The 18,917-nt window shown below is 68.2% G+C and carries 22 protein-coding genes; 10 read left to right on the top strand and 12 right to left on the bottom strand.

The window, feature by feature from the left end; all coding sequences use genetic code 11:
• Positions 1–56 precede the first annotated feature (56 nt).
• Genes puuE through ACRDNQ_RS15235 form a run of 3 tightly spaced genes read left to right on the top strand, consistent with a single transcriptional unit; the run spans position 57 to position 3,403 of the window.
• The gene (gene puuE, locus ACRDNQ_RS15225; RefSeq protein WP_431829541.1) at positions 57–1,469 is read left to right on the top strand and encodes an allantoinase PuuE; all 1,413 of its coding nucleotides are present in this window, start codon (positions 57–59) and stop codon (positions 1,467–1,469) included.
• A complete protein-coding gene (locus ACRDNQ_RS15230) occupies positions 1,466–1,957 on the top strand; it encodes an ureidoglycolate lyase (RefSeq protein WP_431829542.1) in 492 nt (163 codons plus the stop codon). Before puuE ends, ACRDNQ_RS15230 begins: the two co-directional genes overlap by 4 nt.
• Before the next feature lie 3 nt (positions 1,958–1,960).
• The gene (locus ACRDNQ_RS15235) at positions 1,961–3,403 is read left to right on the top strand and encodes an aldehyde dehydrogenase family protein (RefSeq protein ID WP_431829543.1); all 1,443 of its coding nucleotides are present in this window, start codon (positions 1,961–1,963) and stop codon (positions 3,401–3,403) included.
• A 1-nt stretch (position 3,404) separates the two neighbouring features.
• Here ACRDNQ_RS15235 and ACRDNQ_RS15240 read toward each other — a convergent pair whose 3' ends face one another.
• The 3 genes from ACRDNQ_RS15240 to ACRDNQ_RS15250 form a co-directional block, all read right to left on the bottom strand.
• Complete coding sequence (locus tag ACRDNQ_RS15240; protein WP_431829544.1) at positions 3,405–4,229, bottom strand: bifunctional allantoicase/(S)-ureidoglycine aminohydrolase; 825 nt, start codon at positions 4,227–4,229, stop codon at positions 3,405–3,407.
• Positions 4,230–4,345: 116 nt separating this feature from the next.
• Positions 4,346–5,446, bottom strand: a complete 1,101-nt coding sequence (locus ACRDNQ_RS15245) for a Gfo/Idh/MocA family protein (RefSeq protein WP_431829545.1) — start codon at positions 5,444–5,446, stop codon at positions 4,346–4,348.
• Between the two features lie 8 nt (positions 5,447–5,454).
• Positions 5,455–6,156, bottom strand: a complete 702-nt coding sequence (locus ACRDNQ_RS15250) for a GntR family transcriptional regulator (RefSeq protein WP_431829546.1) — start codon at positions 6,154–6,156, stop codon at positions 5,455–5,457.
• Positions 6,157–6,247: 91 nt separating this feature from the next.
• Here ACRDNQ_RS15250 and ACRDNQ_RS15255 point away from each other — a divergent pair, with 91 nt between their 5' ends.
• From ACRDNQ_RS15255 to ACRDNQ_RS15285, 7 genes are all read left to right on the top strand, one after another.
• Positions 6,248–7,405 carry an LLM class flavin-dependent oxidoreductase gene (locus tag ACRDNQ_RS15255; protein WP_431829547.1) on the top strand — a complete coding sequence of 386 codons (1,158 nt, stop codon included), beginning with the start codon at positions 6,248–6,250 and terminating at the stop codon, positions 7,403–7,405.
• Entirely contained in the window at positions 7,405–8,292 is an 888-nt protein-coding gene (locus tag ACRDNQ_RS15260; protein WP_431829548.1) for an aldo/keto reductase, read from the top strand. The genes ACRDNQ_RS15255 and ACRDNQ_RS15260 overlap by 1 nt, the downstream gene beginning before the upstream one ends.
• Positions 8,293–8,294: 2 nt before the next feature.
• A complete protein-coding gene (locus ACRDNQ_RS15265; RefSeq protein WP_431829549.1) occupies positions 8,295–8,816 on the top strand; it encodes a flavin reductase family protein in 522 nt (173 codons plus the stop codon).
• Positions 8,817–8,908: 92 nt separating this feature from the next.
• Complete coding sequence (locus tag ACRDNQ_RS15270; protein WP_431829550.1) at positions 8,909–9,502, top strand: TRAP transporter small permease; 594 nt, start codon at positions 8,909–8,911, stop codon at positions 9,500–9,502.
• A 4-nt stretch (positions 9,503–9,506) separates the two neighbouring features.
• Positions 9,507–10,979 carry a TRAP transporter large permease gene (locus ACRDNQ_RS15275; protein ID WP_431829551.1) on the top strand — a complete coding sequence of 491 codons (1,473 nt, stop codon included), beginning with the start codon at positions 9,507–9,509 and terminating at the stop codon, positions 10,977–10,979.
• A gap of 36 nt (positions 10,980–11,015) precedes the next feature.
• Positions 11,016–12,080 (top strand): TRAP transporter substrate-binding protein, encoded by a 1,065-nt coding sequence (locus ACRDNQ_RS15280; RefSeq protein ID WP_431829552.1) that lies wholly within the window; start codon positions 11,016–11,018, stop codon positions 12,078–12,080.
• Between the two features lie 171 nt (positions 12,081–12,251).
• The gene (locus ACRDNQ_RS15285) at positions 12,252–12,377 is read left to right on the top strand and encodes a hypothetical protein (RefSeq protein WP_431829553.1); all 126 of its coding nucleotides are present in this window, start codon (positions 12,252–12,254) and stop codon (positions 12,375–12,377) included.
• Between the two features lie 10 nt (positions 12,378–12,387).
• Here the strand turns inward: ACRDNQ_RS15285 and ACRDNQ_RS15290 are convergent, their stop codons facing one another.
• The 9 genes from ACRDNQ_RS15290 to secD are packed head-to-tail and all read right to left on the bottom strand — an operon-like array spanning position 12,388 to position 18,915.
• Entirely contained in the window at positions 12,388–12,936 is a 549-nt protein-coding gene (locus ACRDNQ_RS15290; RefSeq protein ID WP_431829554.1) for a DsbE family thiol:disulfide interchange protein, read from the bottom strand.
• A complete protein-coding gene (gene ccmD / locus ACRDNQ_RS15295) occupies positions 12,929–13,081 on the bottom strand; it encodes a heme exporter protein CcmD (RefSeq protein ID WP_431829555.1) in 153 nt (50 codons plus the stop codon). The genes ACRDNQ_RS15290 and ccmD overlap by 8 nt, the downstream gene beginning before the upstream one ends.
• The gene (locus tag ACRDNQ_RS15300; RefSeq protein ID WP_431829556.1) at positions 13,081–13,809 is read right to left on the bottom strand and encodes a heme ABC transporter permease; all 729 of its coding nucleotides are present in this window, start codon (positions 13,807–13,809) and stop codon (positions 13,081–13,083) included. Before ACRDNQ_RS15300 ends, ccmD begins: the two co-directional genes overlap by 1 nt.
• A gap of 55 nt (positions 13,810–13,864) precedes the next feature.
• Positions 13,865–14,521, bottom strand: a complete 657-nt coding sequence (gene ccmB, locus ACRDNQ_RS15305; RefSeq protein WP_431829557.1) for a heme exporter protein CcmB — start codon at positions 14,519–14,521, stop codon at positions 13,865–13,867.
• The gene (ccmA, locus tag ACRDNQ_RS15310) at positions 14,518–15,153 is read right to left on the bottom strand and encodes a heme ABC exporter ATP-binding protein CcmA (protein ID WP_431829558.1); all 636 of its coding nucleotides are present in this window, start codon (positions 15,151–15,153) and stop codon (positions 14,518–14,520) included. The genes ccmB and ccmA overlap by 4 nt, the downstream gene beginning before the upstream one ends.
• A gap of 14 nt (positions 15,154–15,167) precedes the next feature.
• Positions 15,168–15,521, bottom strand: coding sequence for an Mth938-like domain-containing protein (locus tag ACRDNQ_RS15315; protein WP_431829559.1), 354 nt, complete (start codon positions 15,519–15,521; stop codon positions 15,168–15,170).
• 14 nt (positions 15,522–15,535) lie between these two features.
• Positions 15,536–16,288: a sulfite exporter TauE/SafE family protein gene (locus ACRDNQ_RS15320; protein WP_431829560.1), complete on the bottom strand. Its 753-nt coding sequence runs from the start codon at positions 16,286–16,288 to the stop codon at positions 15,536–15,538.
• The gene (gene secF / locus ACRDNQ_RS15325) at positions 16,281–17,249 is read right to left on the bottom strand and encodes a protein translocase subunit SecF (protein ID WP_431829561.1); all 969 of its coding nucleotides are present in this window, start codon (positions 17,247–17,249) and stop codon (positions 16,281–16,283) included. The genes ACRDNQ_RS15320 and secF overlap by 8 nt, the downstream gene beginning before the upstream one ends.
• Positions 17,250–17,253: 4 nt before the next feature.
• Positions 17,254–18,915 (bottom strand): protein translocase subunit SecD, encoded by a 1,662-nt coding sequence (gene secD / locus ACRDNQ_RS15330; protein ID WP_431829562.1) that lies wholly within the window; start codon positions 18,913–18,915, stop codon positions 17,254–17,256.
• Between the last annotated feature and the right edge of the window lie 2 nt (positions 18,916–18,917).

Raw genomic sequence — 18,917 nt, forward strand, 5'->3', positions numbered from 1 at the left:
TCTTGTCACCTTGTTCCCCTCCGGTCTAAGTCGGAGCGGCGGCAAAGGAAAGAGCGATGGCTGACGCACCCCGATACCCCCGAGACCTGCGCGGCTACGGCCCGACCCCACCCGAGGCGAACTGGCCCGGCGGCGCACGCATCGCCGTGCAGTTCGTGATCAACTATGAAGAGGGCGGCGAGAACTGCCTGCTGCATGGCGACCCGGCCTCCGAGGCCTTCCTGTCCGAGATCGTCGGCGCCGCCCCCTGGCCGGGCCAGCGCCACTGGAACATGGAATCGATCTATGAGTACGGCGCACGTGCCGGATTCTGGCGGCTCCATCGCCTGTTCACCGGCATGGGCATCCCGGCCACGGTCTATGGCGTGGCGACCGCCCTTGCCCGCAGCCCCGAGCAGGTCGCCGCGATGACCGAGGCGGGTTGGGAAATCGCCAGCCACGGGCTGAAGTGGATCGAATACAAGGACATGCCCGAGGCCGAGGAACGCGCGCATCTGGCCGAGGCGATCCTGCTTCACGCCGAGGTCACGGGCGCGCGCCCGCGCGGCTGGTACCTGGGCCGTGCGTCGATGAACACCGTCCGCCTTGTCGCCGAAGAAGGCGGGTTCGAGTACATATCCGACAGCTATGCCGACGACCTGCCCTACTGGAGCACGGTCGCGGGGCGCGATCAACTGATCATCCCCTACACGCTTGACGCCAACGACATGCGCTTCGCCACGCCGCAGGGGTTCAACGCGGGCGACCAGTTCGAGGCCTACCTGAAGGACAGTTTCGATGCGCTTTACGCCGAGGGCGGGCGGATGATGTCGGTGGGCCTGCATTGCCGCCTTGTCGGCCGGCCGGGCCGGATCATGGCGCTCAGGCGGTTCATGGACTATGCCGCGGGCCACGCAGGCGTCTGGTTCCCGCGCCGCATCGACATCGCCCGCCACTGGGCCGCGCATCACCCGCCCGCCCCACGCCCGCGCCCCTCGGACATGACGAAGGCCGACTTCGTCTCCGCCTACGGCGGCATCTTCGAACATTCGGCCTGGATCGCCGAACGCGCCTGGGCGCTGGAGCTCGGCCCCGCGCACGACAGCGCGGCCGGGCTGCACACCGCGCTGGCGCGCGTGTTTCGCGGGGCCTCGGACGCCGAACGCCTGGCCGTTCTCAACGCCCACCCCAACCTTGCCGGAAAGCTTGCCGCCGCCCGCCGCCTGACGGCCGACTCGTCGGCCGAACAGGCCAGCGCGGGCCTCGACGCGCTGACCGACGCCGAACGGGACGCGTTCACGCACCTCAACACCGCCTATGTCGAGCGTTTCGGCTTTCCCTTCATCATCGCCGTGCGCGATCACGACAAGGCGGGCATCCTGGCAGCCTTCCGGGCGCGGCTTGGAAACGACCACGACACCGAATTCGCCGAGGCCTGCCGTCAGGTCGAACGGATCGCCCAACTGCGCCTTCAGGCCGTCCTGCCATGAGCCGCGAGATCGCGACCGAGCCGCTCACCGCCACGGCCTTCGCGCCCTTCGGCGAAGTGCTCGACACCTCGGGCGATCCCGACAGGCTGATCAACCAGGGGCTTTGCGGGCGCTATCACGATCGCGCGCGGCTGGATTTCTCGGACGGTCGGGCGGGCATCAGCCTGTTCGACGCCGAACCGCGACGCCTGCCCTATAGGCTTGACATGGTCGAACGCCACCCCGAGGGCACCCAGGCCTTCCTGCCGATGACGCCCGCGCCCTTCCTGGTGATCGTGGCGCCGGACGACGGCGGACGCCCGGGCCGCCCCCGCGCCTTCCTGACCGCGCCGGGTCAGGGCATCAACCTTGCGCGCGGCACCTGGCACGGCGTGCTCACGCCGCTTCACGCGCCGGGCCTGTTCGCCGTGGTCGACCGGATCGGGCCGGGCGCGAACCTTGAAGAGCACTGGTTCGACAGCCCCTGGACCGTGGTGACGAAGGACTGAACGATGCAGGACCTCTACCTCAACTGGATCGACGGCGCCTGGGCCGAGGGCGGCGCGGGCCGCATGACCGTCGAGAACCCCGGCACGGGGCAGGCACTGGCCGAACAGGCGCTCGCCGATGCAGCCGACGTGGATCGTGCCGTCACGGCGGCACGCCGCGTGCATGAAAGCGGGGTGTTGACGGCCCTTCGACCGGTCGAGCGCGGGAGGATGGTGCGCGCGATGGGCGCCTGGCTGCTGGACCACCACGAGGACCTGGCCCGGTTGCTGACGCTGGAACAGGGCAAGGCCCTGTGGGAGGCGCGCAACGAGATCCGCAACGCCGCGCGCTATTTCGAGTACTACGGCAACCAGGCCGAGACGCTGGAAGGCCGGCAGATCCCGCTGGGGGCGGGATACATGGACTTCACGGTGCTCGAGCCTTACGGCGTCTCGGCCCAGATCATCCCGTGGAACTTCCCCATGGAAATCGCCGCGCGCTCGATCGCGGCCGGGATCGCCACAGGCAATGCCTGCGTGGTGAAGACCTCCGAGATGACGCCGCTCACGTCCCACGCCTTCGGGCTGGCGGCCAAGGCCGCGGGCCTGCCGCCGGGGGCGGTCAACGTGCTGACCGGCTGGGGGCACGAGGCGGGCGCCGCGCTTGCGTCGCACCCGGGCGTGAACCAGATCGTCTTCACCGGGTCGGTTGGCACCGGATCGGCCATCGCGCAGGCGGCGGCGCGCAACATCGTGCCCTGCGTGCTGGAACTGGGCGGCAAGTCGGCGGCCATCGTCCATGCCGACGCCGATCTCGATGCCTTTCTGGGCGACGTGCGTCGGGGCATTTTCATGAACGCAGGCCAGATCTGTTCGGCGATGAGCCGCATCGTCGTGCACCGCGCGGTCCACGACGACCTTGTCGAGCGCATCGCGGGTCTGGCCAGGTCCATTGACGTGGGGCCGGGCATCGACCGGGACGCGCCGCTGAAGGGCATGGGCGCCATGGCCTCGGGGCCGCAGCTTGACCGTGCGCTGGCCCTGACCGCGCGGGCCGAGGCCGAGGGCGCGCGGCTTGTGACCGGGGGGCGGCGGCTGAACATTCCGGGGCATTTCATGGACCCCACGGTGCTGGCCGGCGTCGATCCCGCCAGCGAGATCGGCCAGACCGAGGTCTTCGGCCCGGTTGTCTCGGTCATGGCCTTCGAGGACGAGGCCGAGGCGATCGCCATCGCCAATGGCACGGACTACGGGCTTGTCGCCGGCGTCTTCACCCGCGACCTCGACCGGGCGACGCGGGCGGCGGGCCGGCTGCGCGCGGGCCAGGTTTTCGTCAACGAATGGTTCGCGGGCGGGGTCGAAACCCCCTTCGGCGGCTATGGCAAGTCGGGCTACGGGCGCGAGAAGGGCCGCGAGGCACTGTGGAACTACGTCCAGACCAAGAACGTGGCGATCCGGCTGCGCTGACCTAGCCGAAGGGCCGAAGCTTCGGGTGGCGGTTCACGTCCTTGTAAAGAAGATAGCGGAACCGCCCCGGCCCGCCGGCATAGCAGGCCTGCGGGCAGAAGGCGCGCAGCCACATGAAGTCGCCAGCCTCGACCTCGACCCAGTCGCCGTTCAGCCGGTAGACGCCCTTGCCTTCCAGGACGTAAAGCCCGTGCTCCATCACGTGGGTCTCGGCGAAGGGGATCGCGCCGCCGGGCTCGAAGGTGACGATGTTGACGTGCATGTCGTGCGCAAGGTCGGCGGGGTCGACGAAGCGTGTCGTCGTCCAGCGCCCGTCCGTGCCGGGCATGGCGATGGGGGCAACCTCCGCCTCGCGGGTGACGAAGGACGGCGGCGGCGTGATCCCTTCCGCCGGCTCCCAGGCCTTGCGGATCCAGTGGAAGCCCGCCGGGACGGTGCCGGGATTGACCACCGACCAGTCCGCCCCCGGAGCCAGGAACGCGTAGCCGCCCGGACCCATGGCGTGATGCTCGGCCCCCAGCCGCAGCGACAGCGTGCCCGAGGTGACGAAGATCACGCCCTCGGCCCCGGCGTCGGGTTCGGGCCGATCGCTGCCGCCGCCGGGGGCAAGTTCCATGACGAGCTGGGCGAAGGTCTCGGCAAAGCCGCTGAGCGGGCGCGCGAGGATCCAGGCGCGGGCGCCGTGCCAGCCCGGCAGGGCCGAGGTGACGATGTCGGTCATCACCCCGCGCGGGATGACGGCATAGGCCGTGGTGAAGATGGCGCGGCCGGTCAGAAGCTGCGTCTCGGGCGGCAGGCCGCCGGGGGGGGTGGCATAGGTGCTCATGCCCGGCATCCAAGACGCGGGCGGGCGGGGGGATCAAGGGGGAATCGCGCGGGGCAGGCCCCGCGCGATGCCTCCGGCGGGGATATTTGGACCAAGAAGAAGCGCAAGGGGGGCGCTCAGAGCGGGGGAAGGGCCACGACCGTGCCGCTGCGCGCGGCCTCCTGCGCGGCCAGGCCCATGGCCACGGCGCGGGCGCCGTCGCGCAAGCTGACCTCGACCTGCCCCTGGCCGCGCACCACCGCGTTGAATCTGGCGTGCTGGTAGTAGGTCGATCCGTTGTGATCGCCCGCCGCCAGAAGCGCCGGGTCCACCGGGATCTCGAGCGTCACCGGCCCCTTCGGCTCGCGCGGGCTGACGATGACCTGCGGCACCGGCGGCGCGCCCAGACGGGCGGGCCAGAAGCGCCCGGGCCCGGGCACGAGGCATTCGATCTTGCCGGTGGGCCCCACCGCCGACAGTTCCTCCTGATAGCGCGATCCTTCGGCGTACATGCACAGCTCGAGCATGGCGCGGGCGCCGCCCTCGAAGTCGACGATGACATAGGCGGTGTCCCAGATGTCGGGCACCTCGCCGTCGTAGCGTTCGTCGCGGTGGTTGACCTCCTGGCCGGCGCTGGCCATCACGCGCAGCGGCTCGGCCCGAAGGGTCAGGCGCATGAGGTCGAAGAAGTGGCAGCATTTCTCGACCAGCGTGCCGCCGGTCTGGCGGTTGAAGCGGTTCCAGTCGCCGACCTTCCTGAGGAAGGGAAAGCGGTGCTCGCGGATCGTCAGCATCCGGATGCCGCCCGTCGCCGCCGCCGACTGCGCGAGGAAGGTCGCGACCGGCGGCATGTAGCGGTATTCCATCGCCACCCAGATCGGCGCGCCGAACCCGGCGTCGAGCCGGGCGATGCGCGCGGCGTCTTCGGGTGTGGTGTAAAGCGGTTTTTCGACCAGCACGGGCAGGCTGCGCAGGGCTGCGATTTCCTCGAGCTGGGCGACATGGCAGTGGTTGGGGCTTGCGATCAGCAGACAGTCGACGCCCGGGTCGGTCACCACCTCGCGCACCGAGGCCGCGGCGCGCGCCCCCGGCGCGAGCGCAAGCGCGCCCGCCATCATCCCCGCGTCGGGCTCGTAGATGGCGGCGACGCGCGCACCGGGCAGAAGGGCGATGTTGCGCAGGTGTTCCTGCCCCATCATGCCGCAGCCGATGATGCCGTAGGTGACGATATCCGACATTTGGTCCTCTATTTCAGGCGGGAGATGTAGCGCACCTTGTCCGGATCGAACCAGGTGCGCGAATATTCGCAAGGCTGGCCGTCCTGGCCGCGGGCGATGCGCTCGATGAAGCCGCAGGGGCTGCCCGGCGCGGGCGGGAAGGCCGGAACGCGCCAGTCGGGCACGCGCCCCACCCCCACGCGGTCTTCGGCGCGGGTGATCCAGAGGCCCAGACGCTCGCGGTAGAAGAGGTAGAGGGATTCCGACAGGTCGCCGGCCTCGATCCGGTCGGCATGGCCGGCGTCGAGCCAGATCTCTTCGAGCGCGGCGGGAACCCCGCCCAGCCGGCGCAGGCGGCGGAAGCGGTGCCCCTCGGGCGCGGCGCCGAATTCGGGGAAATCCGCGGGTTTGGGCAGGCGGCGGACATCGAGCACCTCGGCTGTGGGCAGGCCGCCGCCGTCGGCCAGTTCGATGCGCAGAAAGGCATAGACGCCCGCGGCCTCGGGCGGGTGGCGCACGTAGTTGCCCGAGCCCTGCACCCGGTCGAGATACCCCTTCGCGGTCAGGTCGGCGAGCGCCTTGCGCAGCGTGCCGACCGAGGTGGCAAGGTCCTTCGCCATGTCGCGTTCGGGCGGCAGACGCTCGCCCTCGAGAAGCCTGCCCGCGGCGATCTCGCGGATCAGCATCTCGGCGATCTGGACATAGATCGGAAGGGCGTTCGGGTTGGCCATGGGAGGAGTCGCGGAAAAATTGATACACTATTGATGCATGTCAAGGCGGATGCTACGCAAGGGGAAAATTCGCGACCGGGAGGAGATTCGCATGACCGTGGTTCCCGTGACCTCCGCCGACCTCGACGCGGCCGAGGTGTCGTGGTTTTCCGCGCTCTGCTCGGACGACTACGCCTATCTGGGCGTGCCCGACGGCGCGCTGAGATCAAGCTGGGAGCATTGCCGCGACATCGTCCTCGAGGCCGAGCGCCAGGGGTTCCGCAACATCCTGTGCCCGTCGTCCTATCAGGTAGGCCAGGACACGCTGAGCTTCGTGGCCGGGTGCGCGCCCCTGACCGAGCGGATCAACTTCCTGGCCGCCGTCCGCTGCGGCGAGATGCAGCCGATCATGCTGGCGCGCACGATCGCGACGCTGGATCACATGCTGAAGGGGCGGCTCACGATCAACATCATCTCGTCGGACTTCCCCGGCGAGGTCGCCGACAGCGCCTATCGCTATCGCCGCTCGCGCGAGGTGGTCGAGATCCTGCGCCAGGCCTGGACGCGGGACACGATCGACCACGAGGGCGAGGTCTACAGCTTCAAGGGCGTGACCACCGACCCCGCGCGCCCCTATCAGCAGAACGGCGGGCCGCTGATGTATTTCGGCGGCTATTCCCCCGATGCGCTCGATCTTTGCGCGCAGCATTGCGATGTCTACCTGATGTGGCCCGAGCCGAAAGAGACGATCGCCCAGCGCATGAAGGACGTGCATGCCCGCGCGGCCGAGTATGGCCGCACGCTGGACTACGGTCTGCGGGTGCACATGATCGTGCGCGACACCGAGGCCGAGGCCAGGGACTACGCCGAGCACCTCGTTTCGAAGCTTGACGACGACTACGGCAAGCTGATCCGCGACCGGGCGCATGACTCGATCAGCCTTGGCGTGGCGCATCAGGCCAAGGCGCGCGAACTGGCCGACAAGTTCGGCTATGTCGAGCCGCATCTGTGGACGGGCGTCGGCCGCGCGCGGTCGGGCTGCGGTGCGGCGCTTGTGGGGTCAACCGACCAGGTCCTGAGCGAGATCGAAGCTTATCAAAAGATGGGCATTCGCGCCTTCATCTTCTCGGGCTATCCGCATATCGACGAAGCCGTCCACTTCGGCACGCGGGTGCTGCCGCAGCTCAGGACCTGTTCGCTGCCCGAGGCCTATGGCCGGGTGCCGGCCGACCCGCCGGCGACGCCGCTGGCCGTGGGGGCGCGCCGCTGATGGACCGTATCGCGATCACCGAAGACCTCAGCTTCAGCCGCATCGTCTATGGCATGTGGCGGCTCGATGAAGACGCCGACACCTCGCCCGCCCACGTGCGCGCCAAGATCGAAGCCTGCCTCGATCAGGGGATCACCACGATCGATCAGGCCGATATCTATGGCGGCTATGCCTCCGAGGCGCTGCTGGGTGCGGCGCTGAAGGGCACCGACCTTGCCCGACAGGTCGAGATCGTCACCAAGACCGATATCGTCGTGCGCTCGGACCGGTTCCCGGACGCACGCGTAAAACACTATGACACTTCGCGCGCGCACATCACCGCGGCGGTCGAGACCTCGCTGACCCTCATGGGGGTCGAGCGGATCGACCTTCTTCTGATCCACCGCCCCGATCCGCTGATGGACCACAACGAGACCGGCGAAACGCTGGATGACCTTGTTGCGGCGGGCAAGGTGCGCGCGGTCGGCGTGTCGAACTTCCGGCCCTGGGACCTGTCGCTTCTGCAATCGGCGATGGAGACCGGCCTTGCGGTCAACCAGATCGAGCTGAGCCTGACCTGCCACGACGCCTTCACCAACGGCGATCTGGCCTTCCTGCAGGAAAACGACATCGTGCCGATGGCCTGGTCGCCGCTGGGCGGCGGCGGGCTGCTGGCGGGCGGCGGGGCTGTCCAGGCGAAACTGCGCGAGGTGGCGGGACGCACCGGCGCCGATCCCGCGGCGGTGGCGGTGGCATGGCTTCTTGCCCATCCCGCAGGAATCCTACCTGTAATGGGAACCAACCGCCTCGACCGTATCCGGGCATTCTCGGACGCGCTCGAGGTTCCTATGGACCGGCAGACATGGTTCGAGCTTTACACGGCTGCCCTTGGACGCGAGGTTGCCTGACCATGGCCGACGGAGGAGTGCACAGCACGATGGAGATCTTCACCCCCGGTCCCGAGACCGCGCGCAGTTTCCGCGACGCGCTTGGGCAATTCGCGACCGGGGTGACGGTGATCACCTGCGCCGGCCCCGATGGACCGGTCGGCATCACCGCCAACAGCTTTGCCAGCGTCTCGCTCGACCCGCCGCTGGTGCTCTGGTCGCCGGCGCGCGCCTCACGGCGCTTTCCGTTCTTCGAGGCGGCCGAGCGCTATGCGATCCACGTGCTTGGCGCCGAACAGGCCGACGTCTGCCAGGCCTTCGTCCGCGACGGAGCCGCCTTCGAGGCCGTCGACTGGACCATGGGCGATGCCGGCGTACCGCTGATCGACGGGTGCCTTGCGCGCTTCGAGTGCCGGCGCGAGGCCGTGCATGAAGGTGGCGATCACCTGATCGTCGTCGGCCGGGTCCTGCGTGCGGCCTGGCGCCCGGGCGCGCCGCTGGTGTTCTCGGCGGGGGCTTACGGACGCTTTACGGATGCCGCCTGACCGCCCGGCCTGACCGGCTGGCCCGACGGCACGGACTGACCGCGCGAAGACCCGGACAACGGGCGCGCTGCAAAAGGGGAGGAGGACGGCGCATGGCGCTGCTCTTTGGACTGCTGTGGCCGATCCAACTGTGGAACGACACCGTTCTGAAGCTGGGCCGCGCCATCGCCATCGTCGCGATCGGACTGATGGTCGTGGCGATCCTCGTTCAGGTGTTCTTCCGCTATTTCCTGGGCAACGCCCTGTCCTGGCCGGACGAGGCGGCGCGCTTCTTCATGCTGTGGATGACCGGCTTCATGGCGCCGCTGGCCTATCGGCGCGGCGGCTTCGTGGCGATCGACATGGTTCTGGTCGCGATGCCGCCACGGCTGGGTGCCATCGTGTCGCTGCTGCTTCTTCTGATCTCGGGCGTGGTGCTGTGGTACGCCGTGGTCATCGGCTGGGCCGAGATCACGGGCTTCGGCGGCCGCTTCACCACCGACGCGCTCTACCTGCCGACCAGCCTGACCTTCGACAGCTGGTTCCGCGTGCCACGGTCGTGGATGATGGCCTCGCTCTTCGTCGGCGTGGTCCTTCTCTTCATCGTCAATCTCGAGCTGATCCTGAGGACGTGCATCACCCTTCTGGGCGGCGAAGACCGGCTGACGCCGATCGCGGCCGGCGCCGAAGAAATCAGGGCGGAGTAAGGCGATGCTAATCTGGTTCCTGCCCGTCTTCCTGCTGTTCCTGATGATCGGGCTGCCCGTCTTCTTCGGGCTGCTCGCCGCGCCCGGGATCCTGCTGTGGCTGAACGGGCAGGAACGCGACATCACGCTGCTGTACCGCAACGTCTACAACGGGATGGACAGCTTCCCGCTGATGGCGATCCCGTTCTTCATGCTCGCCGGCGAGATGATGAACCGGGGCGGCATCACCATCCGCCTGGTCGAGTTCAGCCAGGCGCTGATGGGGCATCTGCGGGGCGGGCTTGCCCATGTGAACATTCTGTCGTCGATCCTGTTCGCGGGGCTTTCGGGCTCGGCCGTGGCCGATACCTCGGCCCTGGGGTCGATGCTGATCCCGGCGATGGAGAAGCAGGGCTATACCCGCCGCTTCGCCGCCGCGATCACGGCGGCCAGCTCGGTCATCGGCCCGATCATCCCGCCCTCGGGCATCATGATCATCTACGCCTATGTCATGGGCGAAAGCGTGGCTGCGCTGTTCCTGGCGGGGATCGTGCCGGGGCTTCTGGTGGGCATCGGACTGATGATCATGGTCCGGCTCATGGCCGACCGCTATGACCTGCCCAAGGCCGAGCGGATCGTGCAGAAGAACCAGACCATCTCGCCCGTCGAAGGCGGGTTCTCTTTCGTCCTTCTGCGGCTGAACCTGGCCGCGATCCTGTGGCTTCTGGGCGGCCTCGTTGCCGAGGTGCCGCTGCCCGCGTGGTCGGTGTTCCTGTTCTGGCTTGCCATCGCGCATGGGCTTCTGATGTGGCTGCGCGGGCGGGTCGGGTCGGATTTCCGCATCATCTGCAAGAAGGCGGTCGTGCCGCTTCAGACGCCGATCATCATCATGGGCGGCATCCTTCTTGGCGTCTTCACCCCGACCGAGGCCGCCGCCATCGCCGTCTTCTATGCGATCATAATCGCCTTCTTCATCCTGCGCACCATGACGCTGGCCGATCTGCCCGCCGTCCTGTCGCGCGCGGCGATGACCTCGGCCGTGGTGCTGCTGCTGGTGGGGGCGGCGATGGCCTTCAAGACCGTCGTGTCGCTGTCATACGCGCCGCAGATACTGGCCGAGTTCATCCTGGGCCTGAGCGACAATCCGTTGATGCTTCTGTTTCTCATCAACGTGCTCTTGTTCATCGTCGGCATGTTCCTCGACGCCGGGCCGGCGATCATCATCCTTGGCCCGATCCTGGGGCCGATCTTCATCGACATGGGCGTGCACCCGGTGCACTTCGCCATCATCATGAGCGTGAACCTGACCGTGGGGCTGGCGACGCCACCCATGGGACTTGTGCTGTTCGTGGCCTCGTCCGTCTCGGGCGAGCGGGTCGAGACCATCTCGAAGGCCATCCTGCCGTTTCTGGCCGTGGAGGTTCTGGTGATCTTCCTGATCACCTACATCCCGGCCATCTCGATGACGATCCCGCGCTGGGCCGGGTTCGTCCAATGACCCTCAAAGCTTCAAACCGAAAAGGGAGGTACTGACATGCTTACGGGACTGACGAGGTCGCTTCTGGTGGCGACCCTTCTGGCGGGGGCGCCACTGGCGGCCACCGCGCAGGACTTCACCCTGCGGGCGACCGCCAACTCGAACGAGGACGACGAGGACTATGACGGTCTGGTCGTCTTCAAGAATTACGTCGAGCAGGCCTCGAACGGCCGCATCGCCGTCGAGATGTTCATCGGGACGCAGCTGTGCTCGACCGGGGCCGAATGCATGCAGGGCGTCGCCGACGGCGCCATCGACATCTATATCTCGACCTCGGGCGGCACGGCGGGCATCTTCCCCTTCGTGCAGGTGCTCGACCTGCCCTACCTGATGCCCGACGACCGCGTGGCCGAAGCGGCGCTGTCGAACGGCACGCCCTTCATGCAGGCGATGCAGCAGAAGGTGCTGGAAACCTCGGGCGGCTCGATCCGGCTGATGACGGTGGGCAACACCGGCGGCTGGCGCAACTTCGCCAACACCGAGCGCCGCATCGAGACGCCCTCCGACCTGGCCGGGCTCAAGATCCGCACGGTGCAGGCCGACCTGCCGCAGGTCCTTGTCCGCTCGATGGACGCCTCGCCGACGCCGATCGCCTGGCCCGAGCTGTTCACCTCGCTCCAGACGCGGGTGGTCGAGGGCACGCAGAACGGCATCACCGACATCATGAACATGAAGTTCCCCGAAGCCGGGCTTCAGTACATCACGCTGGACGGGCATTCGTACATGGGCGCGTTGTGGTTCATGAACAACGAGCGTTTCCAGGCGATGCCCGACGACCTCAAGCGCGTCGTGGTCGATGGGTTCTACCAGCTGCAGCAGGCGACCTTCGCCTCGCCGAAGCGCAAGTCGATCCAGGCCTACCAGGACTTCGTGGCCGGCGGCGGCGACATCTACGTGCCCTCGCCCGACCAGAAGCAGGCCTTCCTCGAAGCGTCGGCCCCGGTCTACGACTGGTTCATCGAGAACGTCGATGGCGGCGAAGAGATGCTGGCCGCCCTGCGCGAGACCGTGGCCCAGGTCAGCGCCGACATCGACGCCGCCCGCGCAGCCGACATGCAGTGACGTCCCCGGGGGCGGACGGCAGGACCGCCCGCCCCCACCCTGCCCGGCCATGGCCTGGGCCACGGCCAAAGCCTGTTCGACGGGATACTGGCCGACCGCCGCAAACGCTCTGTTTCCTCGCAATGCGACACCGACTCGGGCATACTTTCCCCACAGGGATGGGGTGTTGGTATGAGTTTCGAGAAAGCTGCCTTGCGGGTCCGGGTTCTTGCCCGGCGGTTTCCCGCATCGCTGCCTCCGATGGAGGCAGGTCTTCTGATCCTGATGATCGTGCTGGCGATGGCCGGGTCGCTTTAAGACCCGGGCGTCACGAATCGCCCGCGCCGCGGGCCGCCTCGATCGCGGGGCGGATCTGGCTTTCAAGCGATCTCTGGGTGATCGGTCCGGCGAAGCGCAGCACCACATTGCCCTCACCGTCGATCACATAGGTCTCGGGCACGCCGTAAAGCCCCCAGTCAAGCGCCACGCGCCCGCTTTCGTCCGCCCCCATCGCCACGTAGGGATTGCCAAGCTCGGCCAGGAAGGCCAGCGCCTTCTCGGGATCGTCCTTGTAGTTGATCCCGTAGATGGGAATGCCCTCGTCCGCCAGAAGCTGAAGGTTCGGGTGCTCGGCCCGGCAGGGCGCGCACCAACTGGCCCAGTAGTTGACCAGCTTCACCCCTGGCGCGCGCAGCGCCTCGTCGGTGAAGGGGGCCTCCGCGCCCAGCTGGGTCAGCGCCACGGGCGGCGCGGGTGCCCCGATCCTGACCGAGGGCAGCGCATCGGGATCCTCGCGCTGCATCCCAAGATAGAACATCAGCGCCAGCCCGGCGAAGAACGCCGGCGGCGCCGCCAGAAGGGGAGAGAATCTAGCCATCTTTCCTGCGCGCCTCCGCTTCGGCGAGTTGCCGCTTCACCCGCTTGCCCTGCCAGACGCTGAGCCCCACAAGCGCGGCAAGCAGCGCAAGCGACACGCCGTAGGCCAGCGTCACATAGGTCGCATAGGGGCCAAGATCCGGCATCAGGCCATCCTCTCGCGCAGTTCCAGCGCATGCAGGCGGCGGGCGCGGATCTCGGTCCGGGTGCGGTAAAAGACCAGCGCCACGAACAGCAGCACGAAGCCCGCGATCGAGACCAGCAGCGGGAACCAGAACACGTCGGCGATGTTCTCTTCCTTGTCCATCGACAGCGTCGCGCCCTGGTGCAGCCCCTGGTTCCAGAAGTTCACCGCATAGCGCGACAGAAGCGCGAAGACCGATCCCACAAGGCACAGGACCGACGTCAGGTCCGCCGCGGTGTCGGGGTCCTCGATCGCGGCCCAAAGGGCGATGTAGCCGACGTAGAACAGGAACAGGATCAGGAACGATGTAAGACGCGGGTCCCAGGCCCACCAGGTGCCCCACATCGGCTGGCCCCAGATCGCCCCGGTGGCCAGCGCGATCAGCGTCATCGTGATGCCCACCGGCGCCGCGGCCTTGGCGGCCAGCGCACTGACGTGGTGCCGCCGGATCAGCCAGATCAGCGAGGCCACCAGCATCATGATCCAGGCGTTGATCGCCATCATGGCCGAAGGCACGTGCAGATAGATGATCTTGACGGTCGAGCCCTGCCGGAAATCGTCGGGCGTGAAGAAGAAGCCCCAGGCAAGGCCCAGGGCCATCGCCACGCCTGCGGTCGCGAAAAGCCACGGCATCCACCGGTCGGTGAAGGCCATGAAGCGGCGCGGATTGGCATATTCCCAGATCGACATGCGTGGTATCTAGCCGTCCCTTCGCCCCGTCTCAAGACACATGGCCGTCAGCCCCTCAGCGCAGATTGACGCGGAGCGCCGCGGCGGCCGCGAACGGCAGAAGCGCAAGGCAGCCCAGCGTGATGCCCGCCAGCATCAGAACGGGCGTCGCCACGTCGAGCCCCGCCGCCGCCCGACGCACCGCGTCCGAGCCGAAGATCAGCGTCGGCACGTAAAGCGGCAGCACCAGGATCGACAGAAGAAGCCCGCCCCGCTTCAGCCCCACGGTCAGCGCCGCGCCGAAGGCGCCGATCATCGACAGGGCCGGCGTTCCCAGCGCCAGCGTCGCCACCAGCCAGCCATAGGCCGGCGCGGGCAGGTTGAGGAAGATGCCGAACACCGGCGCGGCCAGGGTCAGCGGCAGCCCCGTGGTCAGCCAATGCGCCAGCGCCTTGACGGCGACCACGCCCTCCAGCGGCACCGGCGCGGTGGCCAGCAGGTCAAGCGATCCGTCCTCGTGGTCGGTCGCGAAGATCCGGTCAAGCGACAGAAGGCAGGCCAGAAGCGCGCCGACCCACAGCACGCCGCGCGCAATCACGCTGAGCGTGCCGGCCTCGGGTCCGACGCCGAAGGGCACAAGCACCGTCACGATCAGGAAAAAGGCCAGCGCAAGCCCGAAGCCGCCCCCCGCGCGCAGCGCAAGGCGCAGGTCGCGCAGAAGAAGCGCGCTCATGCGAAGGCCTCGTCAAAGGCGCCGCCCTGCTGCGGGGCCGCCTTGAAGGGCGCCACGTCCAGCAGCCGCGCTTCGATCCCAAGGTCGATATGCGTGGCGATCAGCGCCGATCCCCCCGCCGCCACATGCGCGTCCACCGCGCGGGCGAACAGCCCCACGCTTGCCGCGTCAAGCGAGACGGTGGGCTCGTCCAGCGCCCACACAGGCCGCCCGGTGACCATCAGCCGCGCAAGACCCAGACGCCGTTTCTGCCCGGCCGACAGGTTCTGCGCCGCGCGGTCGCGCAAGGCGGCAAGGTCGAAGGCCCGAAGCGCCGTCTCGATCCCCGAGGTGCCATAGATCGCCGCCCAGAAGCGCAGGTTCTCGGCCACGCTCAGTGTGCCCTTCAGCCCGTCGGCGTGCCCGGCATAGGCGATGGCGTCCGGCTGGGCCAGGATCTCGCCCGTCACGGGGGGCTGAAGCCGGGCGATCGTGCGCAGAAGCGTGGTCTTGCCCGACCCGTTCGGCCCCCGCAGCACAAGGACCTCGCCCGGGTCCAGCCGGAAGCTGACGCCGGCAAGCACCGGCACGCCCCCCCGGGCGCAGGTCAGGTCGCGGACCTCGAGGGTCCCTGCACCGGTTGCTGCCGTCACCCGCGCCCCCGCCGTCAGACCGGGATCAGCGCAAGGCCGACGCGGCGGCCTTCGGCAAGAAGCACGTTGTAGGTGCGGCAGGCCGCGGGCGAGGCCATGATCTCGACCCCCACACCCGCGCCCTCCAGCGTGGCGCGGAAGGCCGAAGGGATCTGCGCGATCTCGGCCCCGGTTCCGACGAAGAGAACGTCGATCTCGGCGGCGGCGGCGACAAGCGTCGCGGTGTCGTCATAGCCGCCCCACGCCCGGATGCCGCCGGGCAGGATCGACACCGCCCCTTCCAGGACCTTGCCGCCGATGCGGAAGAAGCCCGGCCCGTAGCCGTCGATGGGACGCGCCTCGGAATAGGTGATTTCGGTCAGGCGCATGGGCGCGGTTCCTTTCAGGACCAGAGCGGCAGGCCAAGAAGCGCCGCCGCCCCGATGATGCCATAGGCCACGCGACGATACAGGCCCGCGCGCGCGGGATCAAACAGCCTGCGCCCCAGCAGCGCGCCAAGGCCATAGGGGGCGGCCATGGCAAGGCCGAAGGTCAGCGCCTCGGGCGGAAACGCGCCCTGCGCGGCGATCATCGGACCATAGGCCGCGCTCGACACCGTCAGCACCACGATGGCGTTGGCGCGGGTGCGGTCGACGCTGTCGGACCCGCCCAACTGGAACAGCACCATCGCCGGGCCGTTCAGGCCGACCGACCCGCCCAGGAACCCGACCGCGCCGCCCACCGCCAGCCACGCCGGAACGCCCGGGCTTTGCCGGTAGCGCCAGCCGGTCACCAGGGCCGCAAGCGTCGCCAGCACCACCGCCGATACCGCCCAGCGCAGCATCACGGGATCGCCGGTGCGCAGCACCCAGACCCCCAATGGCAGCACGGCCAGCGCGGCGGCCAGCATGGTCAGCGTGGCCCGCCGGTCCGAGGCGCGCCAGGCCTGCGGCAGGACGGTGAAGATGGCGCTGAGCGAAGCGATGGCGAAGGCTGCCACCGCCAGAAGCGGGGCCACGACGATGGTGGCAAGCGGCATGAAGATCAGCGCCGACCCGAAGCCCGCGAAGCCGTAGACGACGCCGGCAAGCCCCGCGAGCGCCATCAGCCAGGGCAGACCGGGCTGCGTGAGCCCGGCCAGGGCCCAGTCAGGCATCCGCCTTCCCGAACTGCGTTCCCGCGCCGGCGTCGGGCTTCGACCAGTCGCGCTTGGTGCCCAGCATCAGAACCACGTTCTTGGCGACATAGACCGACGAATAGGTTCCGACGACCACGCCCCAGGTGATCGCGAAGACGAAGCCCCGGATCACGTCGCCGCCCAGGATCAGCAGGGCGATCAGCGCCAGAAGCGTGGTGCCCGAGGTCATCAGCGTGCGACTCAGCGTCTCGTTCACGCTGAGGTTCATCACGTCGCGCAAAGCCATCTTCTTGTACTTGATCAGGTTCTCGCGCAGGCGGTCGAAGATCACCACGGTGTCGTTGATCGAATAGCCGACGATCGTCAGAAGCGCCGCGATGGTCGCAAGGTCGAACCGGATCTGCAGCAGGCTGAAGATGCCGATGGTCAGCAGCACGTCGTGGATCAGCGCCACAACCGCGCCGATGGCGAACTGCCATTCAAAGCGCAGCCAGATGTAGACGAGGATCGCCCCCATCGCCGCGATCACGGCGATGACCGCGGTGCGGATCAACTCGCCCGAGACCTTGGGCCCGACGGATTCGACCGAAGTGAACGAAATCGCCGGGTCCACGGCCTGCAACGCCACCTCGACGGAATTGACGACCGCGGGCGAGACGCTTTCCTCGCCCTCCTGCGCCTGGATGCGGATCATCGCCACATGCCGGTCGGCGCCGAAGGTCGGGTCGAAGACCTCGGTGATCGACACGTCGCCCAGGCCGAGGGGCGCGATCGCCTCGCGGTAGGTGCCCACGTTGACGGCCTGCGTGCTTTCGGTGCGGATCGTGGTGCCGCCCCGGAAGTCGATCCCGAAGTTCAGCCCCATGGTCAGGAACAGCACCAACGACACGATCATGGCGACGATCGAGATGCCGAAGGTGGCCTTCCAGAAGCGGAAGAAATCGATGTTCGTGGTCTCGGGAACAAGTCGCAGCCGCATGGGGTCAGACCTCGATTGTGCGCGGGCGGCGCCGTTCGAACCACAGCACGATCAACAGCCGCGTCACGAAGATCGCGGTGAAGACCGACGTCAGGATGCCCAGGCCCAGGGTGATCGCGAAGCCCCTTACCGGGCCCGAGCCCAGCGCGAACAGGATTCCCGCGGTGATGAACGTGGTGATGTTGGCATCGACGATGGCCGAAAGCGCCTTCTCGTACCCAAGCTCGATCGCGCGGGCCGGGCCCTTTGCGGTCTTCAGCTCTTCGCGGATCCGTTCGAAGACCAGCACGTTGGCATCCACCGCCATGCCGATGGTCAGAACGATCCCCGCGATGCCCGGCAGCGTCAGTGTCGCCCCGATCACCGACAGAAGCCCGAACATCATCGCCACGTTCAGGATCAGCGCGAGATTGGCGAAAAGACCGAACAGGCCATAGCTCGCCGCCATGAAGACCATGACCGCCACGAAAGCGACAAGCGCCGCGATCCGTCCCGCATCGATCGAATCCTGGCCAAGTTCGGGGCCGATCGTGCGTTCTTCCAGGAAGACTAGTTCGGCCGGAAGCGCGCCGGCGCGCAGAAGCACGGCGAGGTTGGTCGATTCCTCGACCGAGAAGCTGCCGGTGATGATCCCCGATCCGCCGGGGATATGGCTTTGGATGACCGGCGCCGACACGACTTCGTCGTCCAGCACGATCGCGAAGGGAGAGCCGATGTTCTCGGCGGTGTAGTCGCCGAACTTGCGCGCACCGGTCGGGTTGAAGCGGAAGTTCACCGCCGGCCGCCCGTTCTGGTCGAAGGCCGGCTGCGCGTCGACAAGTTCCTCGCCCGTGACCACGGGCGTGCGCTCGACAATGTAGAAGACGCCGGGTTCGTCCATCGACGGCAGGAGCAGGTTGCCGGCGCCGAGGTCGCCTCCGGCCTCGCCCGTGCGGCCGACGACCGGGTGGAAGGTCAGCTGCGCGGTGGTGCCGATCAGCGCCTTCAGTTCGTCGGCCGACCCGATACCCGGCACCTGGATCAGGACGCGGTCCTCGCCCTGGCGCTGGATCGTGGGTTCGCGCGTGCCGACCTCGTCGACGCGGCGGCGGATGATCTCGAGCGACTGCTGGATGGTGCGGTCGTCTGTGGCCTGACGCTCGGCCTCGGACAGCCGCACGATGATCTCGTCACCGTCGCCGGCGACCTCGATATCGCTGGCGCCCACCCCGGTCAGCGTGGCGACCGGCCGCGCCAGTCCGCGCACCGTCTCAAGCGCGACGGCAAGGCCCGCGGGTTCCGAGATGCGCACCCGCAGTTCGTCGGGCGGCGACGGCTGGCGCCGGACCGAACCCACGGCGGCGCGCTGATCGCGCAGCGCATCGCGCACCTCGGGCCAAAGCCCATCCATCCGCCCCTCATAGACGTCGGCCACCTGAACCTCGGCCAGAAGATGCGCCCCGCCCCGCAGGTCGAGCCCAAGGTTGACCAGCGACGACGGCATCCAGTTCGGCCACAGCGCCAGATCGGCCTCGCGCTCGGGCGTGGCGCCCAGCGCCTCGATCTCGGCGGCGGCGTCGTTGTGCCGTTCGACCCGCTCGTAGAAGAGGTTCGGCGTCGAAAAGATCAGGCCCGCGGCAAGCGCGGACCAGATCAGAACCCGCTTCCAGAGGGCGATTTGCAGCATCG

Source organism: Saliniferula longa (assembly GCF_050789285.1).
Taxonomy (GTDB): Bacteria; Pseudomonadota; Alphaproteobacteria; order Rhodobacterales; family Rhodobacteraceae; genus CAVPWP01.